Annotated in this window: 23 protein-coding genes; 18 read left to right on the top strand and 5 right to left on the bottom strand. The window is 44.4% G+C overall.

Annotated features, from left to right (window positions below; translation table 11 throughout):
- Window positions 1-126 precede the first annotated feature (126 nt).
- The 17 genes from OCV52_RS25525 to OCV52_RS25445 all read left to right on the top strand — a co-directional run bounded on the left by OCV52_RS25525 (window position 127) and on the right by OCV52_RS25445 (window position 11,244).
- Window positions 127-354 (top strand): hypothetical protein, encoded by a 228-nt coding sequence (locus tag OCV52_RS25525; protein WP_240700688.1) that lies wholly within the window; start codon window positions 127-129, stop codon window positions 352-354.
- A 35-nt stretch (window positions 355-389) separates the two neighbouring features.
- On the top strand, window positions 390-854 hold the full coding sequence (locus tag OCV52_RS25520; RefSeq protein ID WP_137408110.1) for a hypothetical protein: 465 nt from the start codon (window positions 390-392) through the stop codon (window positions 852-854).
- The gene (locus OCV52_RS25515; RefSeq protein WP_137408109.1) at window positions 851-1,225 is read left to right on the top strand and encodes a hypothetical protein; all 375 of its coding nucleotides are present in this window, start codon (window positions 851-853) and stop codon (window positions 1,223-1,225) included. The genes OCV52_RS25520 and OCV52_RS25515 overlap by 4 nt, the downstream gene beginning before the upstream one ends.
- 666 nt (window positions 1,226-1,891) lie before the next feature.
- Entirely contained in the window at window positions 1,892-2,146 is a 255-nt protein-coding gene (locus OCV52_RS25510) for a hypothetical protein (protein ID WP_137408108.1), read from the top strand.
- Window positions 2,147-2,234: 88 nt separating this feature from the next.
- Entirely contained in the window at window positions 2,235-2,747 is a 513-nt protein-coding gene (locus OCV52_RS25505; RefSeq protein ID WP_137408107.1) for a hypothetical protein, read from the top strand.
- A gap of 55 nt (window positions 2,748-2,802) precedes the next feature.
- Entirely contained in the window at window positions 2,803-3,042 is a 240-nt protein-coding gene (locus tag OCV52_RS25500; RefSeq protein ID WP_240700687.1) for a hypothetical protein, read from the top strand.
- Window positions 3,043-3,063: 21 nt separating this feature from the next.
- Window positions 3,064-3,237 (top strand): hypothetical protein, encoded by a 174-nt coding sequence (locus OCV52_RS25495; protein WP_170222457.1) that lies wholly within the window; start codon window positions 3,064-3,066, stop codon window positions 3,235-3,237.
- Between the two features lie 89 nt (window positions 3,238-3,326).
- Entirely contained in the window at window positions 3,327-4,877 is a 1,551-nt protein-coding gene (locus OCV52_RS25490; protein ID WP_137408106.1) for a DNA sulfur modification protein DndB, read from the top strand.
- 134 nt (window positions 4,878-5,011) lie between these two features.
- On the top strand, window positions 5,012-6,076 hold the full coding sequence (locus OCV52_RS25485) for a hypothetical protein (protein ID WP_137408105.1): 1,065 nt from the start codon (window positions 5,012-5,014) through the stop codon (window positions 6,074-6,076).
- 50 nt (window positions 6,077-6,126) lie between these two features.
- Window positions 6,127-6,402 carry a hypothetical protein gene (locus OCV52_RS25480; protein WP_137408104.1) on the top strand — a complete coding sequence of 92 codons (276 nt, stop codon included), beginning with the start codon at window positions 6,127-6,129 and terminating at the stop codon, window positions 6,400-6,402.
- A gap of 45 nt (window positions 6,403-6,447) precedes the next feature.
- Window positions 6,448-6,708: a hypothetical protein gene (locus OCV52_RS25475; protein ID WP_137408103.1), complete on the top strand. Its 261-nt coding sequence runs from the start codon at window positions 6,448-6,450 to the stop codon at window positions 6,706-6,708.
- 691 nt (window positions 6,709-7,399) lie between these two features.
- Window positions 7,400-7,786: a hypothetical protein gene (locus OCV52_RS25470; protein WP_137408102.1), complete on the top strand. Its 387-nt coding sequence runs from the start codon at window positions 7,400-7,402 to the stop codon at window positions 7,784-7,786.
- 557 nt (window positions 7,787-8,343) lie between these two features.
- A complete protein-coding gene (locus tag OCV52_RS25465; protein ID WP_261900917.1) occupies window positions 8,344-8,706 on the top strand; it encodes a hypothetical protein in 363 nt (120 codons plus the stop codon).
- Window positions 8,707-8,788: 82 nt separating this feature from the next.
- The gene (locus OCV52_RS25460; protein WP_137408148.1) at window positions 8,789-9,250 is read left to right on the top strand and encodes a hypothetical protein; all 462 of its coding nucleotides are present in this window, start codon (window positions 8,789-8,791) and stop codon (window positions 9,248-9,250) included.
- Between the two features lie 37 nt (window positions 9,251-9,287).
- Window positions 9,288-9,791 carry a J domain-containing protein gene (locus OCV52_RS25455; RefSeq protein WP_137408147.1) on the top strand — a complete coding sequence of 168 codons (504 nt, stop codon included), beginning with the start codon at window positions 9,288-9,290 and terminating at the stop codon, window positions 9,789-9,791.
- Window positions 9,792-9,883: 92 nt separating this feature from the next.
- Entirely contained in the window at window positions 9,884-10,327 is a 444-nt protein-coding gene (locus tag OCV52_RS25450; RefSeq protein WP_137408146.1) for a lytic transglycosylase domain-containing protein, read from the top strand.
- A 557-nt stretch (window positions 10,328-10,884) separates the two neighbouring features.
- Window positions 10,885-11,244, top strand: a complete 360-nt coding sequence (locus OCV52_RS25445; protein WP_137408145.1) for a hypothetical protein — start codon at window positions 10,885-10,887, stop codon at window positions 11,242-11,244.
- Between the two features lie 25 nt (window positions 11,245-11,269).
- Here OCV52_RS25445 and traI read toward each other — a convergent pair whose 3' ends face one another.
- The 3 genes from traI to traD form a co-directional block, all read right to left on the bottom strand.
- Entirely contained in the window at window positions 11,270-17,044 is a 5,775-nt protein-coding gene (gene traI / locus OCV52_RS25440; protein ID WP_137408144.1) for a conjugative transfer relaxase/helicase TraI, read from the bottom strand.
- 470 nt (window positions 17,045-17,514) lie between these two features.
- Window positions 17,515-17,775, bottom strand: a complete 261-nt coding sequence (locus OCV52_RS25435; RefSeq protein ID WP_137408143.1) for a hypothetical protein — start codon at window positions 17,773-17,775, stop codon at window positions 17,515-17,517.
- Window positions 17,776-17,887: 112 nt separating this feature from the next.
- Entirely contained in the window at window positions 17,888-19,969 is a 2,082-nt protein-coding gene (gene traD, locus OCV52_RS25430; protein WP_137408142.1) for a type IV conjugative transfer system coupling protein TraD, read from the bottom strand.
- A 121-nt stretch (window positions 19,970-20,090) separates the two neighbouring features.
- Between traD and OCV52_RS25425 the strand changes: the two genes are divergently transcribed.
- Window positions 20,091-20,753: a DUF2913 family protein gene (locus OCV52_RS25425; RefSeq protein WP_137408141.1), complete on the top strand. Its 663-nt coding sequence runs from the start codon at window positions 20,091-20,093 to the stop codon at window positions 20,751-20,753.
- A 297-nt stretch (window positions 20,754-21,050) separates the two neighbouring features.
- On the opposite strand, the gene OCV52_RS25420 is transcribed toward OCV52_RS25425, so the two are convergent.
- Together OCV52_RS25420 and OCV52_RS25415 are read right to left on the bottom strand one after the other, a co-directional pair.
- Window positions 21,051-21,605: a hypothetical protein gene (locus OCV52_RS25420; RefSeq protein ID WP_137408140.1), complete on the bottom strand. Its 555-nt coding sequence runs from the start codon at window positions 21,603-21,605 to the stop codon at window positions 21,051-21,053.
- 84 nt (window positions 21,606-21,689) lie between these two features.
- Complete coding sequence (locus OCV52_RS25415; RefSeq protein WP_137408139.1) at window positions 21,690-24,494, bottom strand: conjugal transfer protein TraG N-terminal domain-containing protein; 2,805 nt, start codon at window positions 24,492-24,494, stop codon at window positions 21,690-21,692.

Genomic DNA, 24,494 nt, shown 5'->3' with positions numbered 1-24,494 from the left:
GCTAATTTGAATAAGTGATTTTCTTATCTGTTTGATGGTTCGAGCACTCAGGCATCAGAGTGTCAGACTAAAATAGCAATTGATAGAAAATATATAACCGTTAGTCTCGGCCCTCCTGGTGAATCTTTGAAATGTTGGGTTAAAGCTAAGAAAGCGCCGCAGTGGGCATGTCGTGCACCTTTTGACTTCCTGGTTGACAAAGAGTGGCGACCATATGATGACCTAAGCAAAGCCATCGAGGCCCGATACTTAATTCTAAACGGACACGCTGTCACCAAGGAGTGGGAGAGAGCTATTAGTTCTTGGCTCAATATTGCTCTGAAAGCCGATAAAGAATCAAAGTCGCTAACGTAAAACTAAGTGATACGTTTTTGACGAATGGAAAACAAATGAAAATTGATAATTACAATGAGCGCCTAAAAGGCGAGTACAGAACATTGGTTGTGGCTTTTCTTAATGCCGTAGAAAAATCGAGAGAAGATCGAGAAAAAAGTGCAGCAATGCTCTTTGATATGGCCAAGAAGTTTCAACTTACTGATAAAGAGTCTATGACTGCTGACTGGTTGAGAAACCGCGTATATCAGCCAGAAAAATATAAACATTTACCGCAGTGGTTGGCTAAGTCTGCTTACCTTTGTTTGATGGAGCTAGGTTGGGCACCAACTAAACAGTCTGAATGGTTCGCAATGGTTGCCATGTTCGTTCGTGAACGTGGTGGTGATGAACCAGATTATGATGAGTTGTCAAAAGAACTGCCGATCAATCTAGAAGGAGAGTTAGGCTTTGCATGGCTTAAGGTATGTGTCGAAGCCGTGCGTGATATACAACAGATGAAACAAGAGAGTGAATCATGAGTGTAAAATTTGAAACGTATACCAAAAACCTTCAGGAAATGTCTCAGCTAACTAGGGTTTCTCTATGCTTTCAGTTCCTAACGTTAATGAATCTTTGTGAACAAGACCTGGACAAAGGAAAGGTAGAAAGAGATCGTGATGATGAAGGTAAGGTGTTCTTTGAAGCCAACTCTCTGAAAAGTAATCTTCTCGATGTTCCAAGTCTGAGTAATTCACACAAAGCGCTCTATGCTTTGTTAGACGCTGGATTTGTAGAAAGAAGAGTGCTCAATAAAGATGGTGAGGTTGTATTTGGTAATAGTTTTGGCCGCAACTCTGCAAAAATTTATTGGCGTATTACTGACAAAGGTTTGAGTATCTTTGGTCGATAAAGTGTCCCTTTCTCTTTCTTCGGGCGTTGCCGCTTCGCGGCCAGGCTTTCCGTCGCTAAGCTCCTCTGACCGCTAACTTGAGCCACTAATAGCAAGCGAGCTTGCTGTGGCTCTAAGTTCCAGGCCAACAATCCTTAACGCAATTCTTAGTGTGAACCCTTGTGAGTCGTCATTGGTTTATCGTTTCAATGAGTGTTCATCTAGTGATGACAGTCCTAGGTCGCTTCGCTCGGCTTAGCAAGGTGCGGTTGGGCTCCTGGGCGCGCTGTACTTCATCCTCACGCAGTCTCGGCCTGGCGCATGCGATGGCATAGGCAACGCATTTTCACATGCTGAGCGTCCCTCTGGTGTGCAGTAGCTTTACTGTTCTTTTGCGTGTTGGCTCTGCTGTCTCGCTTCGCTTATCCCTTCGGGTCGAAATCTGCTAGTGTATTTCCCTATTGACTTTTTATGTATCGGCCAGTAAAATGCCCATAATTTCAAAAAAGAGAGAAAGCATGATTGAAATACATTGTGTAAACTTTATTTATACTGTCAGCCAAAAGGAGCGCAAAAATGAAATTACTTGAAAGCTTTGAAAGAAATATTGTTGAGATAACCGTCATCGTTTCGGTTGTGTCTCTTTTTGCTACTATCGGTTTTTTTGCCTGGTCAATGGGTAAGTAAATGAAACTGAATGTGAATTTTGAAAGCCTTCACCTGGAAGTGAGTAAGGTCAAAGGCTTGATTGGTTTTGCTGAAGCACTCAGAAAGAGTTCTTACAGTTACCAGGAGGCTGTCGAAGAGCTGAAGCAGTTCGTCTCTAAGAACGGCGGTGAGTGCCATCAGGAAGAAGGTGTTACTCGGTTTATTGCTTTGGGTGAAAGCTTAGACTGTTATCAACCATACCAGGATATCGATAAACTCTATTTTGATTGTTAGTTAATTTCCTTATTGACTTTTTATGTGTGAAAGCTTAAAATAATCAAAGAAATCAAGGCAATACCGCCGCTACTTTGGAGAATTCAATATGTCATGTTCTTATGTGGGTGATGACTTCCTGGCTCACCTTAAATCTTCTCTTTCTTCTATTGCTTTTTCTGGCAAGTTACATGGAGCGTATAAGCTTAAAGGCTTCCTGGCTTCTTTGGACACACAGCCATACTTTGGCTCCCCATCTGACGGTGTGCTGAACTTGATCCGTTTATTTCATGTGGCCAACCATCGCGCTTATCGTCTTCGTTATCCCCATGAAGAGATTGAACCCTTTCAATCGTACAAGCGTCGTGACCCTACAGTTGCCCCAACGAACCACCGCCCAAAAGGGGATTACAAGCAAATTGCTGCAACCCTGAAAGCAATTGATTTTCTTATTTATCATTGTGCCGAGGATGGTGTGGTGTCTTGTGACAGCCGTAAGAGTTGGGCGCACTTTCAAGAGTTACGCCGCCTTGTGTGTGAAATTCTGATTGAAAATACTCCTGTATATCAAGCTGCGCAGTGGGGCGATTCTGACTTTATCGAGTGGAAAAAGTGCTACTAAGGTCGAGGGCCGTGAGAGCGGCCCATAATTTTGCATGCAAAAGTGAGAAAAGAATATGAACGATTCAATGCAACAGCCGATAGTTATTGCCGCTCATGTTAAAGCAAGAAAAAGACATTCGAAAGTCTGGATAGAATTGACGGTTTTGTTACCAGAAACAGAATTAAACAGGGAGTACTGGAGACAAGGCTTAGCTAGGGGCCATGTGATTACTGAAACGAATAAGCTAGGGCTTAACAGTCGCGCTGAGGTCGTAGGATGGGTGACAAATAGCCATAAATACATTCCAGCTTAAAAGGGTTTCGAAGTGTCCATTATGAATCAAACAAATATATCAAAAGTATATTGCGCTGAGGTGTTGGTTGAAACTGAAGACAGTGAAACATTACAGCTTTACGTTAGAGCCATTAGTGAACCACTCAGAGCTAAGGCGATTACAAGAATTGAGGATGAGTGGTTTAAGGTCTTAGACGTCACCATTTTAGATTAATGTAAATTTCCCCATTGACTTTATAGTTGGTGGGGATTAAAATTAAGAACGAAATCAAGGCAATACCGCCGCTACTTTGGAGATTTACCATGTTAGATAAAATGCTACTTAACGAACCGTTTTGCTACCGCTTCCCTGCTACTCGTGGCCTTCAGCACACTCAGTTCTTCCAGATCAATGTACCGCTTAAGGTGCTGGTCAAAATGCTAAACCTGGACGATAAGGGGTCGACTCTAGATCGCTCACAGCGTGCCGTTAACAATAAGAGAGCTGAAAAATTTGGCGATTATCTAATTGATAATGTGAAGAAAAATCGCTTTTATATCTTCCCAAGTGTAGTGGGTTTGATCGACACCCCAGTCAATAGTAAGCCCGCGACGTTTTTTGATGTTTATGAGGTGCTCAATGTCAAACGTACCGATGATGTTAATATGCTGTCTCAAGGCGTGTTAGTCGTTTCAATGGATAGCACCATTAAATTGTTTGATGGCCAACACCGCTCTTCTGGCTCTGCGTACGCGATTAAAAAAATTGCGACTGATCCAGAATTGAAAGACCTTGATTTGAGCACAATCCAGGTGCCTTTTATGGCTTACACTGATTTGTCACTAACTGACCGCCAAATTGGGTTTAGTGACATCAACAACAACTTGGCCAAGCCACCTGCGGCTATTTCGATTGCTTATGACCACCGAGATCCAATGAGCAAATTCGCCGTTGAGCTGGCAACAGAACTTACGTGCTTTAAGGATATGGTTGATTTTGAGCGCAATGCGATCACTGGTTCAAACCTTAATTACTTCTCACTGAAGACCATTCGAGATGCAACTCAAAGCTTCCTGGGCCTAACTAACAAGCAAGCTAAAGAAGAGCTAACGACGGAACAGAAAGAAATCGCTAAAGAGTTTTGGATGACATTCAGCCGTCATACTGGTTGGAGTGCGTTGACCTTTGGATTGAATGATGCAAGGGACCATCGTGAAACGCATTTAAACACGAGTGCCGTTTTTCTTAAGGCGCTCGCACTAGCCGGAAAAAACATCCTTAATAACTTCATTTCCTTCGACAAAATAGACCTGTCCAAGTTGGATGAATTGGATGTGTATCGTTGGAGCTATGACTTTAAAGATCGAGCATTCGATCAAGTCAGCGGAAAGATGAAACCCGATAGCACAGGCGTAATGCTGACAGCGAACAAGCTCCAATTGGCCGTTGGCTGTCCTCTCAATACAGATCAAGCGCAATTAGAAAAGCAATATTTTGGTAAGTTCGAGCAACCGAAAGTTATTCAACAACCAGAACCAGAACCAGAACCGGAAGAGGTAGAAGTTGTGTTTGGTCAAATGGGTCAAGACTTCACTACTGAAGACGCAGCGAGTATCGCAACCGTTGTGGGTAAGAAATGGAGCGACACAGTGACGGAAGAGCAGATAGAAGATGCCGCCGAGAAAATCTACAAAGTAGTCGGGGAATTTGCCGAAGAGGATGGCCAAGCATCCATCGAGTTTTTGAAGAACATTAAACAGTGTTTAGTTCCAGCCTCGAATGACAACATTGAGAGTGATTGGCGAGCATTGAACCGCATCAACTCACTAAGAAGCCAGTTGAAAAAACTTCATGGTGAATGTGTAGCAGCATAGTACCCAAAGGGGCCAGGTTTGATGGCCCTTTTTCTTTGATTTGATTTAAATTTCCTTATTGACTTTATATTGGGGCGGGAGTAAAATTAACCACGAAATCAAGGCAATACCGCCGCTACTTTGGAGATTTCAACATGAACTACAGCCAAAAACTACTTGCTGAACATCTACAGAAACACCCTGAGCACAACCAGTACGTTTCCGCTATCGACTTGTCGATTGCTGAACGCGCATTTCATGCGACTTCATTCAGCCCTGAACGCAAGGGCGTTCTTGTTGTTGTCGATTACGCAGAGCGTTGTGAAGGTTTCAAAGTCCAATTGAACCAGGCCATTACCACCGCTAAGGCGAACGGCATTGTGAAGGTTTGTGGAGAACATTTAGAAGAGATCCATAAACACTTTCAAAAAGAAATCGCTCAACTCTTTATCACCTACATACATGCTGAATCCGCTTGTATGTCATCAGCCATTACTGGCCCTGCAAATTTTCCCGTCGAGCGCAACAGAAAGCGCCTTGCTTCCGCTATGAACAAATATGACGCGATCGCAGAGAGAGAAAAGCAGCTCTATAAACGGGCGGTAAAAATGCTCCTTCCTGAAGGTGATGGCACTGTGATCAAAAGTGATTCCGCGAGCGCTCTTCAGCAATTGGAAGCCAAGCTTGAACAGTTGGTCAAAGAAAAAGAAATGTGGATAGCCATTAACAAGATGGTGCGCAAAGTGTATCCCAAGGGCCAGTTAAAAGCCGGTGCGACTCAAAATGACATCGACAAACTAATTAAAGATCTTCAGACGTCATTTGACCTCTGTGAAGACACAGCGATCACTTTGCTTAAACCTTGTCGCATTACCTCTAAGATTGTTGCGTTTCCCAGTTATTCACTGACCAACCGCTCTCAAGAGATCAAGCGAACGGAGCAACGCATAAAAGAGCAGAAGAAGCTTGAAGAAGGCCGTGAATCAAATCAACTCAATGACTCCCTGGACAACGGCATTGAATACGAATTGACCGAGGACAATAAGATTGCAATTCACTTCACCACTAAGCCTAGTGAAGAGGTGCGGAGCATTTTAAGAAGTAATGCGTTTAAGTGCTCTCGACACAGAAACTATGCCTGGGTTCGTAAGCATACATTGAACGCCCAAAATGCTTTTGTACGTGAAGTTTTACCAGTACTAAAAGACATAGCCGCTTAACACCTTAGCGGGCCACTGGCCCGCTACTCTATCGAACAAGGAGAATGTTCATGAGTATCAATAACCAACAGTTTCAGAAAGTTGTTTATGGGTGCGGTCATAAGTGGCTTGCTATAAATGAGCCGAACTATTTTAAGTACCTAGACTGCATTGTATATGTCTATGCGAATGATGGTTACGCTTTCGTGAGAATGACAGATGAATCTTCAGCAATAAACTTGCATGAAGAGTTGGTGAATCGATATCGAAGGTACAAACAAATAGAGGTTAAGTGCTGCCGCTATGATACTCGACTTTTTGAGATCAGCTTTGAACTTGCACCGTGAACTACCTTGTTCATTCATACACAAGACTATTCAGGAAGAAAATCCATGAAACCGACAATAGACCTGGCACAATTTTTATCTCAATCTCTAAAGATTGAGCGAGCGTTTTTGAATGACTGCATGAGTATGATCGCTAACAAAGAAACACTTGTATCATTACATATGTATGCTGACGAACTGGCCCTATACATAAATATCGATGCTGAGCATATCGTAAGCCAGTTACAAGATTTTTCATGTGTTTACATTGGCAATCCTTTAAAACACATTTGCATTAAAGACTACCAACCAGAACCTAGCCTATAATTTTCACAAAGTGGGCGGCGTGTTAACGTCGCTCACACTTTTCTACACTTAATACATCATATCAATTCAAAACTTCATTCTTTATATACAAAGGCTCCAACAAAGTAAGCTGCATTTTGTGGGCCTGGATACTTAGAAGTAACACCTCATGCTATTTCTTCAGTAAAAAATGTTCAAAAGCGATTTAAGGCTTTTCATCGTTTTCGTGGGATTACATTTGGGAAAGTTAATCAACTTGAGTCGGGGGAGTGGGCCGGATCATTCTTCAGCAGATTAAGTGTCAGGTTGTGTTACTTATTCACCTCTTTTTTTAAAAGACTTTATTGAGCTGGGCGTTGCCGCTTCGCGGCCAGGCTTTCCGTCGCTACGCTCCTCTGACCGCTAACTTGAGCCACTGATAGCAAGCAAGCTTGCTGTGGCTCTAAGTTCCAGGCCAACAATCCTTAACGCAAGAGCTTTCACTGCTACGCCATAAGAGACAGTAATGCTTTATGCGCTGAAACCGTGGCTTGTCTCCTTTGCTCATACCACTTCCCATTTCTGCTCTGACTTCTAGATATCTCAGAACGGAACCTCTTTTGCAATGTAAAGCGAAGCCGCTACGCGCCATTGCAAAAGAGAACCACTAATCTGAGAAAAAGAAGTCAGGCGAAAAAGAAAGTGATATTCAGACAACAAAGGAGAACCCACTATGTTTCCATCGCATGACAAGCAAACTGTCTCTAATGACTTAACAGCGACTAGCGTTTCGACGCTAGAACCCGAAGGCTCCCCTAAAAATGATAATGTGCTGATCCGCGATATCTTGGCCAACGGTTGGAATTGCATGCCAAAAGAGCTTGAGCCTGTTTGGACGGATTACGATGGTATCGAGGTAATGTTTTGCATTGAACACCAAAATCAGGGCGGAGACATCACTTTGGAGCCCTTTTTGGAAAGTAATCTTAAAGAAGATACGCCAGTTAAATGTTGGTCTGTTTTCGGACACTGCATCGATGGCGGGAGCGAGTGCTTGCATGATTGTAAAACTCAACATGAAGCCAATACTTTAGCTAAGTATTGCGAACGTATGATCTAGTACACGCTTACAGGTTCGCTCGGCTTAGCAGGGTGCGGTTGGGCTCCTGGGGGCGCTGTGTGCCATTCTCACGCATTCTAAGCCTGGCATATGCGATATGTCAGGCAACACTCCTTTACGCGCTTAGAGTTCGTCTGGTGTGCAGTAGCTTTACTGTTCTATTGCGCTTTGATTCTGCTGTCTCGCTTCGCTTATCCCTTCGGGCCGAAACCTTCTATTTATTCAATTTCCATATTGACTTTTTAAAGCTAAACCTTTAAAATACATATAGTTTTTAAGGAAGAGATAAGGGGATGAAACTTACAAAAAGGCAAAAACTCGAAAAGGAGAATGAAAAGCTCATTCTCGAAATAAGGAATAAACGGTTAGACAATATTAGACTCGCAATCCAAATACCACTAACCGTTATCCTCCTAACAACCGCAATTGTTACGCTTGTTAGGCACTTTTAAGACAAGGGGACTTGTTCCCCTTACTTAAGAATGTAACACAGTATCGAGCCAAATAGAAACGCCTACTTGTTAGTTTACCCGTAATTTGAGGGATGGATTATGCCAATGTGCAAGCTAGAGAACTTTGATATGTCCGAGTGGTTAGAGCAAGCTAATTGGCTCGCTGATGACCACAAAAGTATGCCCGCCATCCCTCTTCTGATCCGACTAGGTCTTTCACTCGATCAAGCTTGTGAATTGCGCCATGATGCTTTCTGCACAATGGGCGAGTCTTTGCACGATGGATTGACAGACTACCTTTACAAAGTCAAAGGTCGTATCTCTGCGAGCCCATCTAAATTTACAGGAAATGCATTACTTAACCATGAAACTCAAGCACTTTTTGATCGGCTAGAGCGCATGGACTACTGGGGAAGTGATCACGAATTAGATGGATGGTGGCTTTGTAATCGTTGGGATTTTACTTAGTTCTTTAATTAACTATCTACTAGCAACGAGCCGCAATACTAAAAATACATAGGCGATACCGCCGCTACTTTGGAGAAAAACAATGATTCAACCAAAATTCTACAAGAGAGAGTTGCCTTCGATTATCCCAGTAAATCAAGGGTACAAAACGCTGTCTGGTTTACTTTCTGATTATCAAAGTGATGCACTTTCGGGGGCAATAGATAATGAAATGCAATCTATAAAGTCATCCGGTTTTCTTTCGAATATGAAAGCCATTGTTAGTAAAAAACGCCGTTGGACTTATCAAGAAATTCTAGCTATTAAAAGTGAGTTCATAAACGAATCTCCTGTTAAGTTTGGTAATATTGAACTTATTCAAGATGCCAACTTTCATGGTGTATGTCTTACTTTTAAATACAAGTCACTGACCCCTTCGATTTTTTTTCAATCAACAAAAGATGGTTTTATAGCAACTGCAATCAATTACAACATTTCAAGCCTTCCGGTTAAGACACCAAGCCAGATAAAAACTAATATAGAAAACAAAAAAGACATCCACTAATAAATTAGGCAATACCGCCGCTACCAAGGAAAGAAAAATGAATATCAATGATGCGCTATCAATCCTGAAACTGAACAAAGAAAACGAAACCTATTCTAGAAATGAAATTAAAAAAGCATTTCGTAAGCTAATCAATCAATATCACCCAGATAAAGAGGGGGGAGACGTTCATTTCAGCCAATTATTAAATCAAGCTTGGGAATCACTTAAAAAGTTTGACGAGGTTACTTTTACTGGTGAAGTTGATAGTCAAAGTGAAAACTTGAGTGAAATTCTTAAAAAGGCAATAGACCAAATTAAAAACTTAGATGGTCTAATAATCGAAATTTGTGGTACATGGATTTGGGTTACAGGAGAAACAAAACGTCACAAAGAAAAGTTGAAAGATAGTAAATTTTTCTACTCAAAAAACAAAACTGCTTGGTATTTCAAAACAGGAACCTCAAAAAGAATAGGATCAAGCAAGTCTCTTGATGATATTAGAGAGTCTCACGGTTCCCAGATTGTGAGGCGAGGCCAGAAGAATAGGATCGCAGCGTAATTGTTAAAGCCATGAATTTTATTTCATGGCTTTTTGTTGAAAAGAATTTCGTAACATTTAAGATGGTCTTTACATAAAAGGAACTTTATGAAATGAGAAACTTATTTTACCTACTTTTATTATTTCCGTGCTTAAGTAAAGCTTTTTGCTTTGATGAAGCAGGGCGATATTATAACGTCGATCCCAGACTTTTAAAATCAATAGCTACGGTAGAGAGTAGCCTAAAGCCGGACGCGTACAATGAAAATAAAAATCAATCTGGTCAAGTCGTCAGTCGTGATTTTGGCTTGATGCAAATTAATTCTCATTGGTTTGATAAGTTATCCGATTTTAATATCAACGAAACAAACATTTATGACCCCTGCTTTAATGTTCATTTGGGCGCGTGGGTATTAAGCTCAAACTTTGCTAGTCATGGCTATAACTGGAACAGTGTCGGTGCGTATAATGCTGGGTTTTCTAAACACACCGAGAGCGCTAGAAAAATATACATTAAAAAAGTCCAATCGGTTTATTATCAGCGGAATGTTAAATAAAAGAAGATGCACCATTATGGTGCATCTTCTTTGCTGTCATGCCCTGTCCACCTTCCCTTACCGTCCTATCCCTACTCACTATCTCAACCGACTCAATCGCCACCTAGTCGGCTTTTGTCTTTCGCATTTCTCCAGATCCCACTGATTAGATTCTTTTGCTTGATAGAAAGCGTCCGAGAAGTCGGAGGCTTTTGAAAGTCACCACACCCTACGCTAAATCGAAATTCGATTTAAATGGTTGTCTGAAAATAAATAAAATGAATAGAAACAGTATCTTATGGAGTTTTTTGAGGTGCGTGGAGTGCTCTGGAAAATTTTCTAAATCTTAACTAATTAGCCGTTAAATTTTCAATGAAAAAATATGTATATTCAATGAATGGTCATTGATCCCAAATCCAGAAAGGGCTGGAGGGTATTACATTGAGATTTTATTGAGATTTCATTGAATGTTCATTTAAGCCACTGTCTTATTGGATTCGTGAGGTTTGGGATAAAACTTTTCATTGAAGGTTCAATGAACTATCATTGAAGCTCATTGAGGATGAAAGGGGCCAATTTTGAAGAGAGGATACTCGTTACAAAGCACAATTAGGGATCAGTTGGAGCAGGACTTCATCAAGTTTCGGGATCAGGAAGGGCTTAGCGACGCTGAAGCTACTCGCCAACTGTTGACCTTGGCACTGCGCATCAAGCTTAACGAGAGCGATGATGACAGGCCATCCAATCGTGAGCTGTTGGAGGAAACGTATCGTAGGGTGAGGCAGGTTCAGGGCGTTTTAAATTTGAACCTTGCTCATAGCTTCGACGGTGAACGTTATTATAAAAATAAAAGCGATTCTATCGAACAAAGAAAATCTAATACTGCCTTAGTCGATAAAGTTGTGGATGAATACCTTTCAGGCGAAAAAAAAGGGTAGCCATGGGCTACCCTTTCAGTTCTGATTATCGTTCCAGTTCTCTATCTATTTCTCTGTCTTCATAATCGGTGTCTCTATCTTTTTCTAGTGCGATAGATTCCTTTTGTTGACTTATGTTTCTGTCGTCGAAATAATCTAATGATTGACTGTCTTGCTCTTTTCTTTCATTTAATTCAAAGCTATCTAGTCGTTCCGACTGTTCATGTTTTATATCATCAGGAATTTCTTCTTCCGAGATGCTAGAAGCTCTATCCAGTTGCTTTATACACGATTCAATATCGCGATGCAGATCTTCTTCTGCAATAAAAGTAATGTCTCTTCCATTAAAGTTCTCCATAATTTTTTCAATGTTGTTCGGGTTCAACTCTTGATTGCCTTGACTCAAGACAATAATTACATTTTGCCGTAATTCATCGGTGGATAGATTTTGAATGTCATTCTTATGGTTGACATTAATAATGTCGATTTTGCTTTGAGTCTCTTCTCTAATTAAATAGGATTGCTCAATAGATGTGCTAATTATTGTTGCGTTTAACTGTTCACCTTCGTGGAATTTCGTAAATTGCTTCGATTTTGTTCCCAATACTCTTGGGTTAATATCGAGGGTATTATCTTTATTTCCGTTCAAGTCTAGATATGTGATTTCAACGGCTTTCGTTTCTCCATTTTTGTCGTGGATATTTGTCAGCATAGCAGGGTGAAGGGCTTTGTCTTCAGAAGAGTATACCGAGGGGTGATATTTAACATGCTCATTCTCAATGTTATTTATTCCCAACTTATTCAGATAAGACTGCGCTAAAGAGTTGTTGATTGGTTGACTCTGTTTTATATAATCCTTGGCTCTTTCTTCAAATTGTGCGATGTGTCTTGGCGTGGTCTTTATCAATTTATCGTGATTAGGGTTTTCTGATAATTGGTGTTTATTAGGCTCATTGATCATACTGTTTGCCATGTTCATCGCTTCCTTATATCCAATGTCTTTGTGACTCATTATGAGGTTAACGAGTGAGCCTTTTTCTCCCGTTGTGTAATCTTTGAAATAACCACGGTGGGAGCCCGTTAAACTTACTTTTATGGCCGATTGACCTATTCCGAAGGTCAGATAATCTCTATCCGACTTACTCATGTTTGGTGTCCCTAATAATGCTTTCGCTAGGCTCTCTGTATATTTAGGGAGGGTCTCATTAATATGGTTCTTGAATTTTTGATAATCAAAATCACCATTGGAGTTTTGAAAGCGCGTGTCCTCATGGGGCAGCGCATTGCGGTTAAAATACACGGTATTTGTGGGTGGCGTTTGCTCTATGGTTTCCAACGCGCTCGATTTATGGCTTTCTTTGGATAGCCAGGTTTTGACCAGGTGCTCAGTGTTATCGGTATAGAGACGTATGTGCTGGCTTGCACGGGTAACATCGATACCGGCACGTCTAAGATTGGTCAAACTCCCTTTACTCTTAATCGCAGTGATGACGTGTGGATAGGTTGACCCCTGGGCCATATCCGCTGTACGGCTATAGGCGTAATCCCAATGCCCATCTTGCAGGGTCGAAGGGTTGATAGTCAGGGTTTGGCCCGCCTGTGATTGTGCCAGGATGGCTTCGGAGGTTGCTTGGGTGATGCGGTATTCGACGTTCGCTTTGATATCACGTGTTTTATCGGTGAAGCGCGTTACGATCTTATCACCGGTTGAGAGTGGCTTTTCAGCCACGGAAAACAGAGTCGTAAACGTGTGGTCACGGTTTCGAGGCAAGAAAGTGGCCGTCTTACCCGTTTTCTCATTTTGCAGTGTCACGATGCCATGCTCTGAGTCAACACCGGTAATTGTCGCGTATTCCCCTGGCTTAGTACTTAATACTAAGCCTTTTTGATAAGGCATCATGGTGGAGAGCTCTTCGCCTGTTGCGCCCACGGAGCGAAGGCGTGTCGCCACGATGTTCTCTTTACCTAGCTCCCCGTTTTTGATGAGGCCACCGCGAATGTGCTGGGCAATCTCATCACGTTCAATGTTGGTGTAGGCGATGATAAGAGTATTGTCGCGCGTCTCTGGTGTCCGCTCTAAGTAATCTTTGGCCACAACGTAAGACAGTTTGGCAGTCGCTTCCAACTGCGCTTGGCGTTTATCTTTGGCATGCTCATCGAGTGTTGAAATAACGTGCTGGGTTTTTCCTTGAGTGTCGGGGGCCTGTTTCTGGAGCTTATCAAGCGCACTGTCTGGTTGCTTGTCAATGGTGTTTTGCGCCGCGTTGAGAAGTGTGTCGTTTTGCTGACGAACAATGTCGGTCATCTCTGCGCTATCGATTCGGCCTTGACTCATCGCTAGTTCAAATGGCTTACCGGCACTGAGTGACAGCAACTGTTCTTTGTCCCCTAAAAGAACGGCTTTGGATTGACTGGCCAGAATGAGATCGGTGAACTCTTTGGCCTGCTTATTGCTGACCATCGAGCTTTCATCTAAGAAGAAGAGGTTACCCTGGTAATCACTCGGTTGACGGTTTCCCTGGCGTAGTTCGGTTAATAAACTTTCTAAGGTCTGCGCTTTGACGCCCTTACTTTCTAGTTCTGATACGGCCGCGTGGGTTGGTGCTAGGCCAATGACCGTTTGTGCTTTCTCCTGGTTAACAGCTTTTACTGATTGAATAAGTTCAATATTGGATTCGAGCATGGTGGATTTACCCGTGCCCGCTAAGCCTTGAATAGCCACAAAACTGTCTTTTGTGGTTGAAATGAGCGTGACGCTGCTTTTTTGTCCCTCTGTGAGTCTGGGCTTTTCGGCAAGATACTGCTCAACCTGTTTTGCTGATGCAAAAGGCGTATGCTGGTGCTTACCTTGATCAATGTTCCTTAGGATGTGTTTTTCGATGTCTAGCGCGGTCTGCGTTGTCCATCGCGTGCCATCGCTATAATGCGCGGATAAGGTATCGCTGCGTTTGGCCAGCTCCGCCTCAATATGGGATTTACTGACCGATGTGCCGGCTTCTTCAAATGCGTAACGCACGGCCTCGATCACCAGCGCTTTTTGACTAAAGGCGGCTTCTCGCTCTGAGAGATGGTTAAGCGCAAAGCTCACGGCCTTTTCTATTATGGGAGTGCTTTGCTCTCGGGAGAGGGCGGACAGGGCCGCATTGACGTCCTGCTTGAGTTCGTTTGCAGTACGACCATTTAAATAGCGGTCGTTGACCGGGTTCGGTGTCATCACTCGCTCAATAGCTGACGGAGTGACCTGGGTTTTGCCGAGTGCATGATGCGCTTTCTCCATATTGTCGGTAAAGATATCGATGCGCCCGCTTTTTTCTGTCAGCTCTGTGAGCAGTGGTTTTGACAAAGTGAACGCTTTGGCTGAAAGCAAAGTATGCGATTTTGATTGGATATGACTGGCCGTATGGACGTAGTCGTAGTTCAGGGGGGCATCCTTGAGGGCGGTGAGGGGGAGGGTTTTTGTTTGGCCCTGATGGTCTAATGTGATGGTATCTTTATCGAGCGCTTTGACACGATAGCTTTGGTGTGCGGTTAGGCCGGCGGCTTTATGATGGCTAGCGGCTTTGATGCGTTCACCCACTGCAATATTCAAACTCTCAGGCTTAGTCAGTTGCATGTTTCTATTTTTAAACTCAGAGGTGGATGGATCAAAGTGAATGCTCTGCCCATCTTTTTGGCGAAGTGCGGTCATGGTATTGCTCTCTTTATCGATGCTGGCGATGACAAAGCGTTGGGGCTGCTTGTTATCCCATTGGGTGAGTATCATGCCTGGCTTGTAATGTTGAACGAGTGGTTGTTGCGCTTTAGAGAGAAAGTGAGGAACTTGAGTGAAGAGGGTGGTCTCGATGCGAGAAAGGGCGTGGGTGTTTTTTAGCTGCGTCCTTATAGCTTCGGTCAGACGCCGTTGTTCAACGCCAGAGGTGGCTAATACTTGAGTCTGATCCTTGTCTGTCAGGTCAGCATACACGCGAGCCAAGCGTTGCGTATCATTGTCATGAAGGTTCACTTGGCTGTCTTGGCTTTTCCCATTTATCCAGGTGTGACTCTCAACATGGCCCTTACGGTAGAGCTCGATGGCATTGTGCGCTTTAAAGCCTTGTCGGTTCGTAACGCGATTGAGCATCACCACTTTACTGTTCGATTGCTTGGCTTTTTCGGTGAGTCCCAGCAATTCATTGGCACTCAGTTTATTGGCTTCATCGATAAGCAATACGTCTTTGTTGGTCAGGGGTAAGTCACCGTTCAACAAGCTGTGCGTGGTATGACGATACTCCGAGCTGAACAGTTGGCTGACCCAGGCGCTTAAAGTGTGGCTTTTTCGTTGAACGCTTTCCATGCTGTTTTGTTTCTCCCTGGCGTTGGGTGAAACCAAGTGAACCCGTTTATGGCTATGGTTGCCGAGATTCAGTAAGTGCTGGGCCATCGGTTTTGAGTCGCCGTGAACGTTCACGATGTGAAATTGTTTGGTTGACTGGTACACATCGGTGAGAATTTGTTGTTGCTTGTGAGAAGCCTTGAGTTGATTGAGTACACTCGGATTCACGTGGGTTCTCATGTTGTGAGCACGGCCTAGAGTGGCATCCATAAGTGCGCGCTCATTATCGAGTAGGGCTTTTGATGTGTATTGACCTTTGTCTTGGAGCGCAATTAACTGGCCGCTTTTGATAAGCTCATCGGAGGCTTGCTTTAAATCTAGAGCATTCAATTGCGTGTTACCGACAGTGAAATCAGCGGCTGCGATCTCGATGATTTTTTCAATGTGCAAGGTGGTTTTATATTGTCCCAAATGTTCAACGGCGCGATGGATTGCTGCCTTGGCTTCTTGTGTTGATGGGCCGACACGTTCAGTTGAAGCACGCTTTGCCAGAGAAACTAACTGAGTAGGCTCATGCCCGTGCTCTTGGATCTTGGTTTGCCATTGGTGATTGAGTGTTTCATGACTGTGATAGGTTTTGGCTTTGCGTGTATCGAGTGCAGCCGTATCCCTTGCTGTTTGAGTATTACCGAAATCCAATGCTTTTTGGTCGATCTGCTTTTTTCTCGTGGAAAAGGCATCAATAAGGGATTCAGGTACGCCAACAACTTCAAACTGGCCATTTCCGACCCCACGCATACTGAAACCGAGGTTTTCTGCGCTTTTGGCAAGGTGGCTTTGGTACAGTGAGGTGTAATATTTTTGAAAGTTATAGATGCGTTCACCCGATCCATTAATCACCCCTCCTTTTTGCTTGAGGCACGATGATAACGCGCGTAAGTCTCCCTCTTGATCACGCGTCATATTGGCGGCGAGGGCGTGAGAGTGGAGCTGCATGTCATTTTCACGGCTGGTTTTATGGCGGATCACTGCAAACATCATGGCGTCCGTGTTTTCGTACTCCTGGACGCCTTTCTCATGGGTCACTTTCACTTGAGCAACGTCTTTCTCTATTTCTGTGAGCGCAAACTTGACTGCTTCGTTGTGAGCGTCAATCAATTGAGTCTCACCGCCCGCTAAAGCCAAGAGGCTGACGGACTTTGGTGCTGAAAAAGTCAGGTCGAACCCCGACTTATGATTGCTTCGTTTGCCCTTAATCGTTTCTTGGCCAAGATGGCCAGAAAGGACAGACTCTAAGGTCTCTTTTTCTACCGGCTTTCCCGCTAAATTGACCTCATCTGCCAATTTCCCATACCAAAAAGTGGTTTCAGGCTGGTCTGCCTCTTTTAGGTAATAATTATCACCGTCTCCTTTCTCAAGGGTGACGTCAGGAAGGTCTTTAGGATTTTCTTCGCCAAGGTAGTATTTTGCTGCGCCAGAGGCAGATTTGAGGGGGCTGATTGAAAGCATTGGATTTTCCTCAAGGAATGCCAAATACCGCTGGCAACGAGGTTGAGCGGTATTTGGTCGTTGGTAGTTTTTGTTGAAATAAGGTTGTATGTGAGTGATTGGATGATGTGGTTTTTTGAAAGACTGATTGAAACGATTTCTGAAGCACTATAACTAAATATATTGTTCTCAATGGAACTTGAAAAATACAGCTATAAGTGCAGTAAAATGAAACCACGCTGGCCTGCGGTGTCATTTTACTTGGTTACGCATGTGGATTTCTTGAGCTGATATTCAGCCTTGTTTTCGCCTCTTATAGCTAATAATAACGCTATCTAACCATTTCCACAGAGCACCGAATAAGAAGCTTCCCAAATAAAAGCTGAAAATTACAAACGCGAAAGAACCATCGGCAGCACTGGTGAATATAAAATCAATTATTTTTAAGATGCCGACATCGGCAATGATGATGAGAGAAAGAAGGAGGCACCCTACCCCCCCGTTCTTACAACGAAGATGTCAAAAAACTCATCAATTGCTCTGCGTAATGTAAGCTTAATGGATTTGTTTCTATCGTCTTTGGGCAGCAGAGGTGTACATGTCGTACACAAGGCATGAACAACGTCCACTTTCAGTGGTATAACACAAGATTCATCTTCAATTTTTTCGATATTCTGGGTGACTGTCATTCTTTCCTCACCAACAAGAATATCTCGCTTGCATTGGTCGCATTGACAAAATATTTGATTCATTGAATTTCCTTTTTATTTTGGGGGGAGTATTAGGGCACAGTGTATTGAAAGCAGCCCTAGGTATATCGGTGCTTATTGGCTTGCAGGTTGTGTGGCATGGAGAAGGACAACGCTAGTCAACCATTTCGCCTACTTCCATTTCAGGGGAGATGGCTTGCTCTTCAATGACACGTTGAGTTTGCTCTTGGTACTCATGATTGTCTCGATCCTTTGACTCGACCATCTCTTGCACGGTGTCACTTTGCATCGCTTCTCTCATTTGGCTAGCTTCATTCAACATTTCTTCTTTGGAATCAAACTTAGCTTGTTGTATATCCAGCAACGGTTGCTGCTCTTCTTTTGAGAGGTGAATACTAGGCGCGACGCTCTCATAATAGGTCGCTTGTGCGTAGGCTTCTTGCATTTGCTGTGACAATGTCACGCTTCTTTTGTTGAATGACGGACAAATGTCTTTCATAACATCGAACTCCAAGTCCAGTTTGGTGATGAGATCAACGCCTGGTGTGCGTAAGTAACATTGCAAATCGTCCAGGGCTTGTATCTCACTCGGGGATACCACAGGTCTTGTGACCGTTTGATGGCCCAGAGAGACGCCATCGCGCAACGTGTTTGCACCGTAAGAGACGTTTTCCTTGGAAATATCGACTTCTTGCTCACCCAAGTCCTTGGAAGAGATCTGTGCCATTTGTGCTGAGGGGGCGCGAAAGAAAAAGCGCGTGTTCAACAAATCAAACATCTCATCGGCGGCGTTCTTGCCGTAGGTCTTTACCAACTGCGCGTACGACTGGATACCAATCAAATAACACCCCCCGAATTTTCGAACTTCGGCAATAATGGAACCCAGCTCAGGGAGTTTATGAAGACTCGGCATCTCGTCCATTAATACCCAAATACGTCGGTCTTCATTGGGTTCAAGTCCCAGTATGGCGTTTGAGGCAATCGCCAACCACATCGAGATAAGTGGTCTCAGTGAAGCGTGCTGTTGGGCGTTGCTCGATAGGAATAAAAAGCCACTTTGCTCATCGTCTTGAACCCAATCGGTAATGGAAAAAGGCTTCTGCAGAACGGCTTCACGATCCTTATCATCCAGCCCATCCAGAAATCGCATACTTTTCATGTAGGTGGCCAACACTGACTTAATGGAAATGGCCGTTTTCTTGATGTCCTTTGAAGCTAGAGCGGCGGCTTCCGTCCCTTCCAAGAAGTTACCAAGCGTTTCCAGCTCACTGGTTAGAATTAAGCTCAGCAACCGAGCAGTGGTCGCGGGCTTGTTGTCCTGGCTCATACGAAACGCAGTGGAAGAGAAAATGGTACGCGCTGAGTCCACCCAAAACGGATCACCATCGCCATGTTGAGGAATGAGGGCCGCCGCCATGTTTTCAAAATCGGGCGCGTCTTTGGCGTCGCACCAAACGTTCCAGTTGGCGCAACGCGCATCAAACGGGTTTAAGATCACATCCGTATCAGGGCGGTAAAATTTACTGGTAAACACACACCCTTTGTCGTAGATGATGGCTTTATCCCCGCGTTCGCGTATCCAGCGCACCAATTTTCGGATCATCACCGATTTACCCGCGCCCGTAGTGCCATCGATGAGCAAGTGTTGAACCTCAAAGGATTGTTTAAGCAGTGCATGGCCATCAATTTTAAACTTTGAGATGGAGCCGTCGCCATACCCTCGTTTACGGTTGACTTTGGCACGTTTAATTTGTGTTTTAGAAAGCACGTCAGGGGCTACCAACCGAAAGCCGCGTACATGAAAGTCTTCACTTTGCTTTTCGCCTTGCTCTTTGAAAAACCGCTGCATCAAGTAAAAAATAAAGAAACCAATCAACATCGACAGTAAGTAGAACAGTTGGGCGTTTCGCCACACTTCAGCATGTATATCGAGTAATACCGTGTTTTCAAGCTGAGACGCTAAGCTGTCTTGGTAACGTTTTCCGTCCCAAATGGTAGTCACAACACTGTCTAAGGGTTTGCCTAGTTTCGCGTAAATGTAATTACGCCAATAATAGAACTCAGCCCAAAAAGCATGCTTAGGGGCGTTCCACCACGTCAGCATCAATGTCGACAACACCATACCCCAGCCAATGAACTTAATGAGGGTGTTATTGACTTGGAAAAACATTCGAATGGAATGAAAGGTAACTTGGCCACCTCGGGTAAAGTGGTTACTTTTCTTACGGGTACGCATGGGCGCTCCTTATTCATGATTGGATAAATAAAGGGGTAAAGAAATTGGACAGGGGAGAAACCATGATTTTCTAGCGTGTTCTGCTAGACTCAGTATTTCGCTGGGTTATTAGAACGGTTTCATGAGTAAAAATTTCAAACACTATCAAGCGCTTGATGAGTTAGTGACAAACGCGTTGCTTGCACTCTATTGCACGATGAGTCAGAAAGGTGGGTTCTGGACAACCCAACGCAGAAATGAACAGTTGGTCAAGTTCATCAAGCCCACACTGAAAAAAGTTCAGTTTGCTACGTGCAAAAATGAAATAAGAACGATGATGAGTATTGGCCGCCGCGCGACAGGCAACCTTGAGCAAAAGCTATGGGAAGTCAATGCTATGAACTTGACGTACCGAGCGAGGTTCACACCCGCCGATGAACTTTATATTATGTTGAACGCACTGTATGAGCAGCACCAATTCCCCTCAATGCTGGAAAACGCAGAAGAAGCGATGGAAATAGACACGCTTTACATGAAAGAGAAAAGCGTTGAAAACGGATTTGATGCCGACAATAACCAAATTAAGCCCTTAACGGTCGCGGTGAAAACGCAGCGTTTAGATACGCTCATTCAAGCCGTGCAAGCTAATGGGGTATATCGAGTCGACATCGACTCAGTGGATGAGCAGCAAGTGAATCACTTGTTGTTGCATCGCATTTCAAGCCCACCGGTTAATGAGGGGGTAACCCGCTCTCAGGCTCCTTCTCTCGATACAGCAAATAACCACGATGAGACGTTCGCTTAAGTAATCGGATGGCCTTAGCGTAAGTGGTTCGAAGGTAGCGCCAGTCGTTACCTTCGAGCATTTCCAACACCATGGGCTCATTGGGTGTGTATTTCATATTTTCTCCTTAATCTAAGCGGGCCCGCTTAAAAAGACTGACGCACTGCGTTTGTCGGGCGCGCCCCACCTCTACATGCCAGCATATAGCAGGTGTCGCGAGCCATGAATCAATCAACAGCGACACTGTTAGAGCTGCGATTCATACCCATAAAAAAACACGCCAAGTGGCGTGCTTTTTCATGAATTGATGGCGCAACGTTAGTAGTTAAAGCCCACCAATTGATGCGATGGTGGCACTTTGTCGTAACAAGGGTATTTCGTTTGTAGGCCGTATAAAATAAACCCCGTCACAGGTGCGAATGATGCAGCTCCGTTATAAGCACTAAAGCTATCTGGATTCGTTTCCACATCACGCTCAAGAGCTCCCCAGATGATGTTTTCAATAAACTCGGTCGGGTTTTTCGCGTTGTGACTGACCGTGCTCAAGCTGCCCCCTGGCGGGCAAAACCACGGCACCACGTTGGTTTGGATTTGTTGGTTGATGCTGCCGATGTGCGCCGACTGCATCCCCCACAAAAACGCTTTAAGCTGGGCGTGCTCTGGTGTGCCTGGCTTATCAAGGTAGCGAATGAAGTAAGAGAGGTTGTCGACTTGCTTCATCATTTTGATGTCTAGATAATGTAAATCATCTGACTCATACGTGGCGTTCAACTTGGTGACCAGCGCTTCCAATTTAGGACTCTTATGCCACGGCTGCGCCATCGCAGGCAAGCACACTAACACGCTCAGTAATCCCGTCATCATCCATTTCATGCTTCATTCCTACCTTTACCGAAGAGTGTTTATATTAACATAGTTTACTATGTGTTTAAATGCACAGTGCTGTATTTTTAACCATTACTTTTGGGGTGGTTGATACAAGGGGTAATTCGAGTTTGTGGTTCCGCCCACTCGCGCCGGTTGAGCCGGGCTAACCTCTTGCTCAACGTCCGTTTGTACAGGGCTACTTTCAGCCGTGGTTGGTGGAGAAATAGGCTTGACTTCATTTTGATAATGCCCCGCCGCAAGTAGACTGTTCATCTTCACATTCTGATAAGTGCTATCAACATACAGTTGCCCACTCTCATTGAGCTGAAACATCTCTGCGGCGACTTCATTGGTTTGGGTAAGCGCCTGGTCTGAGCCAGTATTGATTAACACGCTCTGCTCAGGCGTGAGGGACGGCGACGTACTTAAATCTTTCGGCTGATATTTCTCTTTGAGCGCATCCAAAGAGGCATTTGAGGTGTCGACCCCGTAGTGCTTTTGAAAATCGTCACTGTGCGAGTATTTGTCAAACCACTCTCGAACATCTTGCACGTCCTCTGGCTTATAGGCATTCATCAAGCGAGCAACGTCATTTGGATTCTTTACTGTGCCCTCCAAATACTGCTGGAAGCCCGTAATGGCGCTGGCACTGAAGTTCACGGTGTCGTTTTTCAGTCTCGATTGCATGTGACTGAGAGTGTCAACCTCGGCATTGGACTCATTGACCGCCGCGGCTGTTTGCTGAGTACGTTGGAAGTTCATTGCAAAGTCGTGCGCGTATTGCTCCACTTCACTGCGGTTTTCCTTGGCATCGAGCGTACGGCCTGCACGCTGCATTTCAGTGGCCCCCTCGTTGTATTGTTCTGTGGCTTGAGACAGCGCTTGTTTCTGCTCAGCGCTCATCTTACTGAACGATTCGCGGTCATCTTGACTCCAGTTGATCCCCGCTTTCGCGCTCATACCAAACAGCAAGTTCGCCCCTGGTGGCGTCCCCACTTCAACACCAGCATTGACTGCTGTTACGTACGCTTTTGCTTGGTCGTGACTCCAACCAGTGGTCTCCGACACGCTCTGAATAGCCGATTCCATTTTCGAATGCGATTGACTGATTTGACCTTCCGTCGACACGGATTGCCCATCCCCATAACTGCGATTTTTACTCCAATTGTCATTCCAGCGGTCACTTTGCGCAAAGCCCTTTGAAAAGCTGTCATTAAAACTGTTCATGTTTTGCGTTTGGGCGGTTTTCGCGTCCGTATATTGGTCGTTGACGCTGTTTTGTAACATGTTAGAGGCTTGCGCTTGCCACAACGGTTTGGACTCGGTTTCTTGCGCATCATACGTCCTGCGCCCGCCGTTGTTTTGGAAAGACTTAACGAGAGAGCCATCGTGTTGCTGAACGGTGGTCATGCCTGTTCTCAATAACGTGTTGTCATCAAACTTATTCGCAGACGTATTGTTGAAACTGTGGTTTTGCATCTGCAAGTTGCCAAAGTCTAAGTTACCGGTCGAAGAGGCCGCCGATACGCGCGCGTTGGTACTGTTTATCATGCCTGCTAATTGATAGTTCATGGCTTGCGCGGCGGCGACGCCCCCTTGCAAGATTTTTCCCGCTAAAACAGGAATGCTCATCATCAAAAAACCCGCCATGTAACCATAGCGCATGTGAAGTTCATCCAGGGCGTTGGCATTAGACAAGCTTAACCCTTGCATGGGATTAGCCGTGGCACTTGAATGCGCTTCCAGTGTCCAAGTCATAATGGCATTAAGAAGGGCGAATAACGAAGGCCAAGTGGCGAGGTAAGCAAACGTTTTGATGTAGTTGGTCAGCACCATCTTAGTGAATGCCGGTATCACAGCCACGGCCGCGACCATAAAGCCCAGGCAACTGAACAAAGTGAATAACATCGTGTGCATCATCGGGATGAACTCTCTCGCCTGCATCCCCAAGGTCGCCCACATCGAAGTTTGTTGCATTTTATTCGAGGTGTAAGCGTAGTTCATGGCACTGGCTGATGGGTCCATGGTATTGATGCTGTAACGCGTGGCATTAATGGCCATGTTGTGTTTGAGCACGTTCACGGCGTTATCGCTGACTTTGATGAACTTTTGATAGCTGTTCGATAAAGAATTTTGAATGTGCGACTTGTACATCAAAGCCTTTTCTCCGTGTAAGTACGTAGCAATCAAATCCAACTCATCCGCCGCTGAGACGTTAAACCCATCTTTGAGTTCTGGGTAGACCTCTTGACACGTTTTGAAGGTTTGATTGACATCATTCAGAATCACCCCGCGAAGTGGGCTCATGGTTTGACCATCAAAGAACGCAAACACATCTTTGGCGTTCATCAACGCATTCCAGGTGTACTTTTTGTTGATTTGTATGTCACCGACCACACAGTTTTGAAAAAAGTCATTCCATAAGCGGCGAAGCTCAATGTCTTTTAAGTCGCTTTGACGAGACAGTTGATACAGCTCGGAGCCAAACATCATCCCTGTACGGCCATAGCGCTCATCGTCGGTGGTGGTAAAGATGGATTCAATCGCATCGGCGCTGCCTACCATCATTGACGAGAAAAACCAAGTCGGCAACGCGACCAGGTAAGGCACATTGCCCACTGAATACGCTGAAGAAGGTTCGGTTTTATCGATGACCTGCATGGTCACCGTTTGTTTTATCAGCATTGAAGGAACGAGGGTAAATACGATGGCCCAAACGTAGATGTGTTTAGGGTTACGCGATGCAACAAAATAAGCGTAGGTCATGGCCGCGCCAATCATGGTGCTTATTGACATCAACGATGCAAAGGATTGACTGGAAAAAAAAGTGGCAATCGCATTCAGCGCCTTGGTTATCGCGGCGCCTTGTGTATACGTGTAATATTCGAGTGTCAC

It is taken from the genome of Vibrio chagasii (genome assembly GCF_024347355.1).
Lineage (GTDB): Bacteria > Pseudomonadota > Gammaproteobacteria > Enterobacterales > Vibrionaceae > Vibrio > Vibrio chagasii.
This window is presented reverse-complemented; position numbering and strand designations above follow the sequence as displayed.

Coding starts and splice junctions, on each gene's coding strand:
- traD (WP_137408142.1), bottom strand. CDS start 19,969: ATGCGTACCCGTAAGAAAAGTAACCACTTTACCCGAGGTGGCCAAGTT.
- OCV52_RS25505 (WP_137408107.1), top strand. CDS start 2,235: ATGTCATGTTCTTATGTGGGTGATGACTTCCTGGCTCACCTTAAATCT.
- OCV52_RS25465 (WP_261900917.1), top strand. CDS start 8,344: ATGTGCAAGCTAGAGAACTTTGATATGTCCGAGTGGTTAGAGCAAGCT.
- OCV52_RS25470 (WP_137408102.1), top strand. CDS start 7,400: ATGTTTCCATCGCATGACAAGCAAACTGTCTCTAATGACTTAACAGCG.
- OCV52_RS25455 (WP_137408147.1), top strand. CDS start 9,288: ATGAATATCAATGATGCGCTATCAATCCTGAAACTGAACAAAGAAAAC.
- OCV52_RS25420 (WP_137408140.1), bottom strand. CDS start 21,605: ATGAAATGGATGATGACGGGATTACTGAGCGTGTTAGTGTGCTTGCCT.
- traI (WP_137408144.1), bottom strand. CDS start 17,044: ATGCTTTCAATCAGCCCCCTCAAATCTGCCTCTGGCGCAGCAAAATAC.
- OCV52_RS25520 (WP_137408110.1), top strand. CDS start 390: ATGAAAATTGATAATTACAATGAGCGCCTAAAAGGCGAGTACAGAACA.
- OCV52_RS25485 (WP_137408105.1), top strand. CDS start 5,012: ATGAACTACAGCCAAAAACTACTTGCTGAACATCTACAGAAACACCCT.
- OCV52_RS25495 (WP_170222457.1), top strand. CDS start 3,064: ATGAATCAAACAAATATATCAAAAGTATATTGCGCTGAGGTGTTGGTT.
- OCV52_RS25460 (WP_137408148.1), top strand. CDS start 8,789: ATGATTCAACCAAAATTCTACAAGAGAGAGTTGCCTTCGATTATCCCA.
- OCV52_RS25480 (WP_137408104.1), top strand. CDS start 6,127: ATGAGTATCAATAACCAACAGTTTCAGAAAGTTGTTTATGGGTGCGGT.
- OCV52_RS25425 (WP_137408141.1), top strand. CDS start 20,091: ATGAGTAAAAATTTCAAACACTATCAAGCGCTTGATGAGTTAGTGACA.
- OCV52_RS25435 (WP_137408143.1), bottom strand. CDS start 17,775: ATGAATCAAATATTTTGTCAATGCGACCAATGCAAGCGAGATATTCTT.
- OCV52_RS25515 (WP_137408109.1), top strand. CDS start 851: ATGAGTGTAAAATTTGAAACGTATACCAAAAACCTTCAGGAAATGTCT.
- OCV52_RS25510 (WP_137408108.1), top strand. CDS start 1,892: ATGAAACTGAATGTGAATTTTGAAAGCCTTCACCTGGAAGTGAGTAAG.
- OCV52_RS25500 (WP_240700687.1), top strand. CDS start 2,803: ATGAACGATTCAATGCAACAGCCGATAGTTATTGCCGCTCATGTTAAA.
- OCV52_RS25490 (WP_137408106.1), top strand. CDS start 3,327: ATGTTAGATAAAATGCTACTTAACGAACCGTTTTGCTACCGCTTCCCT.
- OCV52_RS25450 (WP_137408146.1), top strand. CDS start 9,884: ATGAGAAACTTATTTTACCTACTTTTATTATTTCCGTGCTTAAGTAAA.
- OCV52_RS25475 (WP_137408103.1), top strand. CDS start 6,448: ATGAAACCGACAATAGACCTGGCACAATTTTTATCTCAATCTCTAAAG.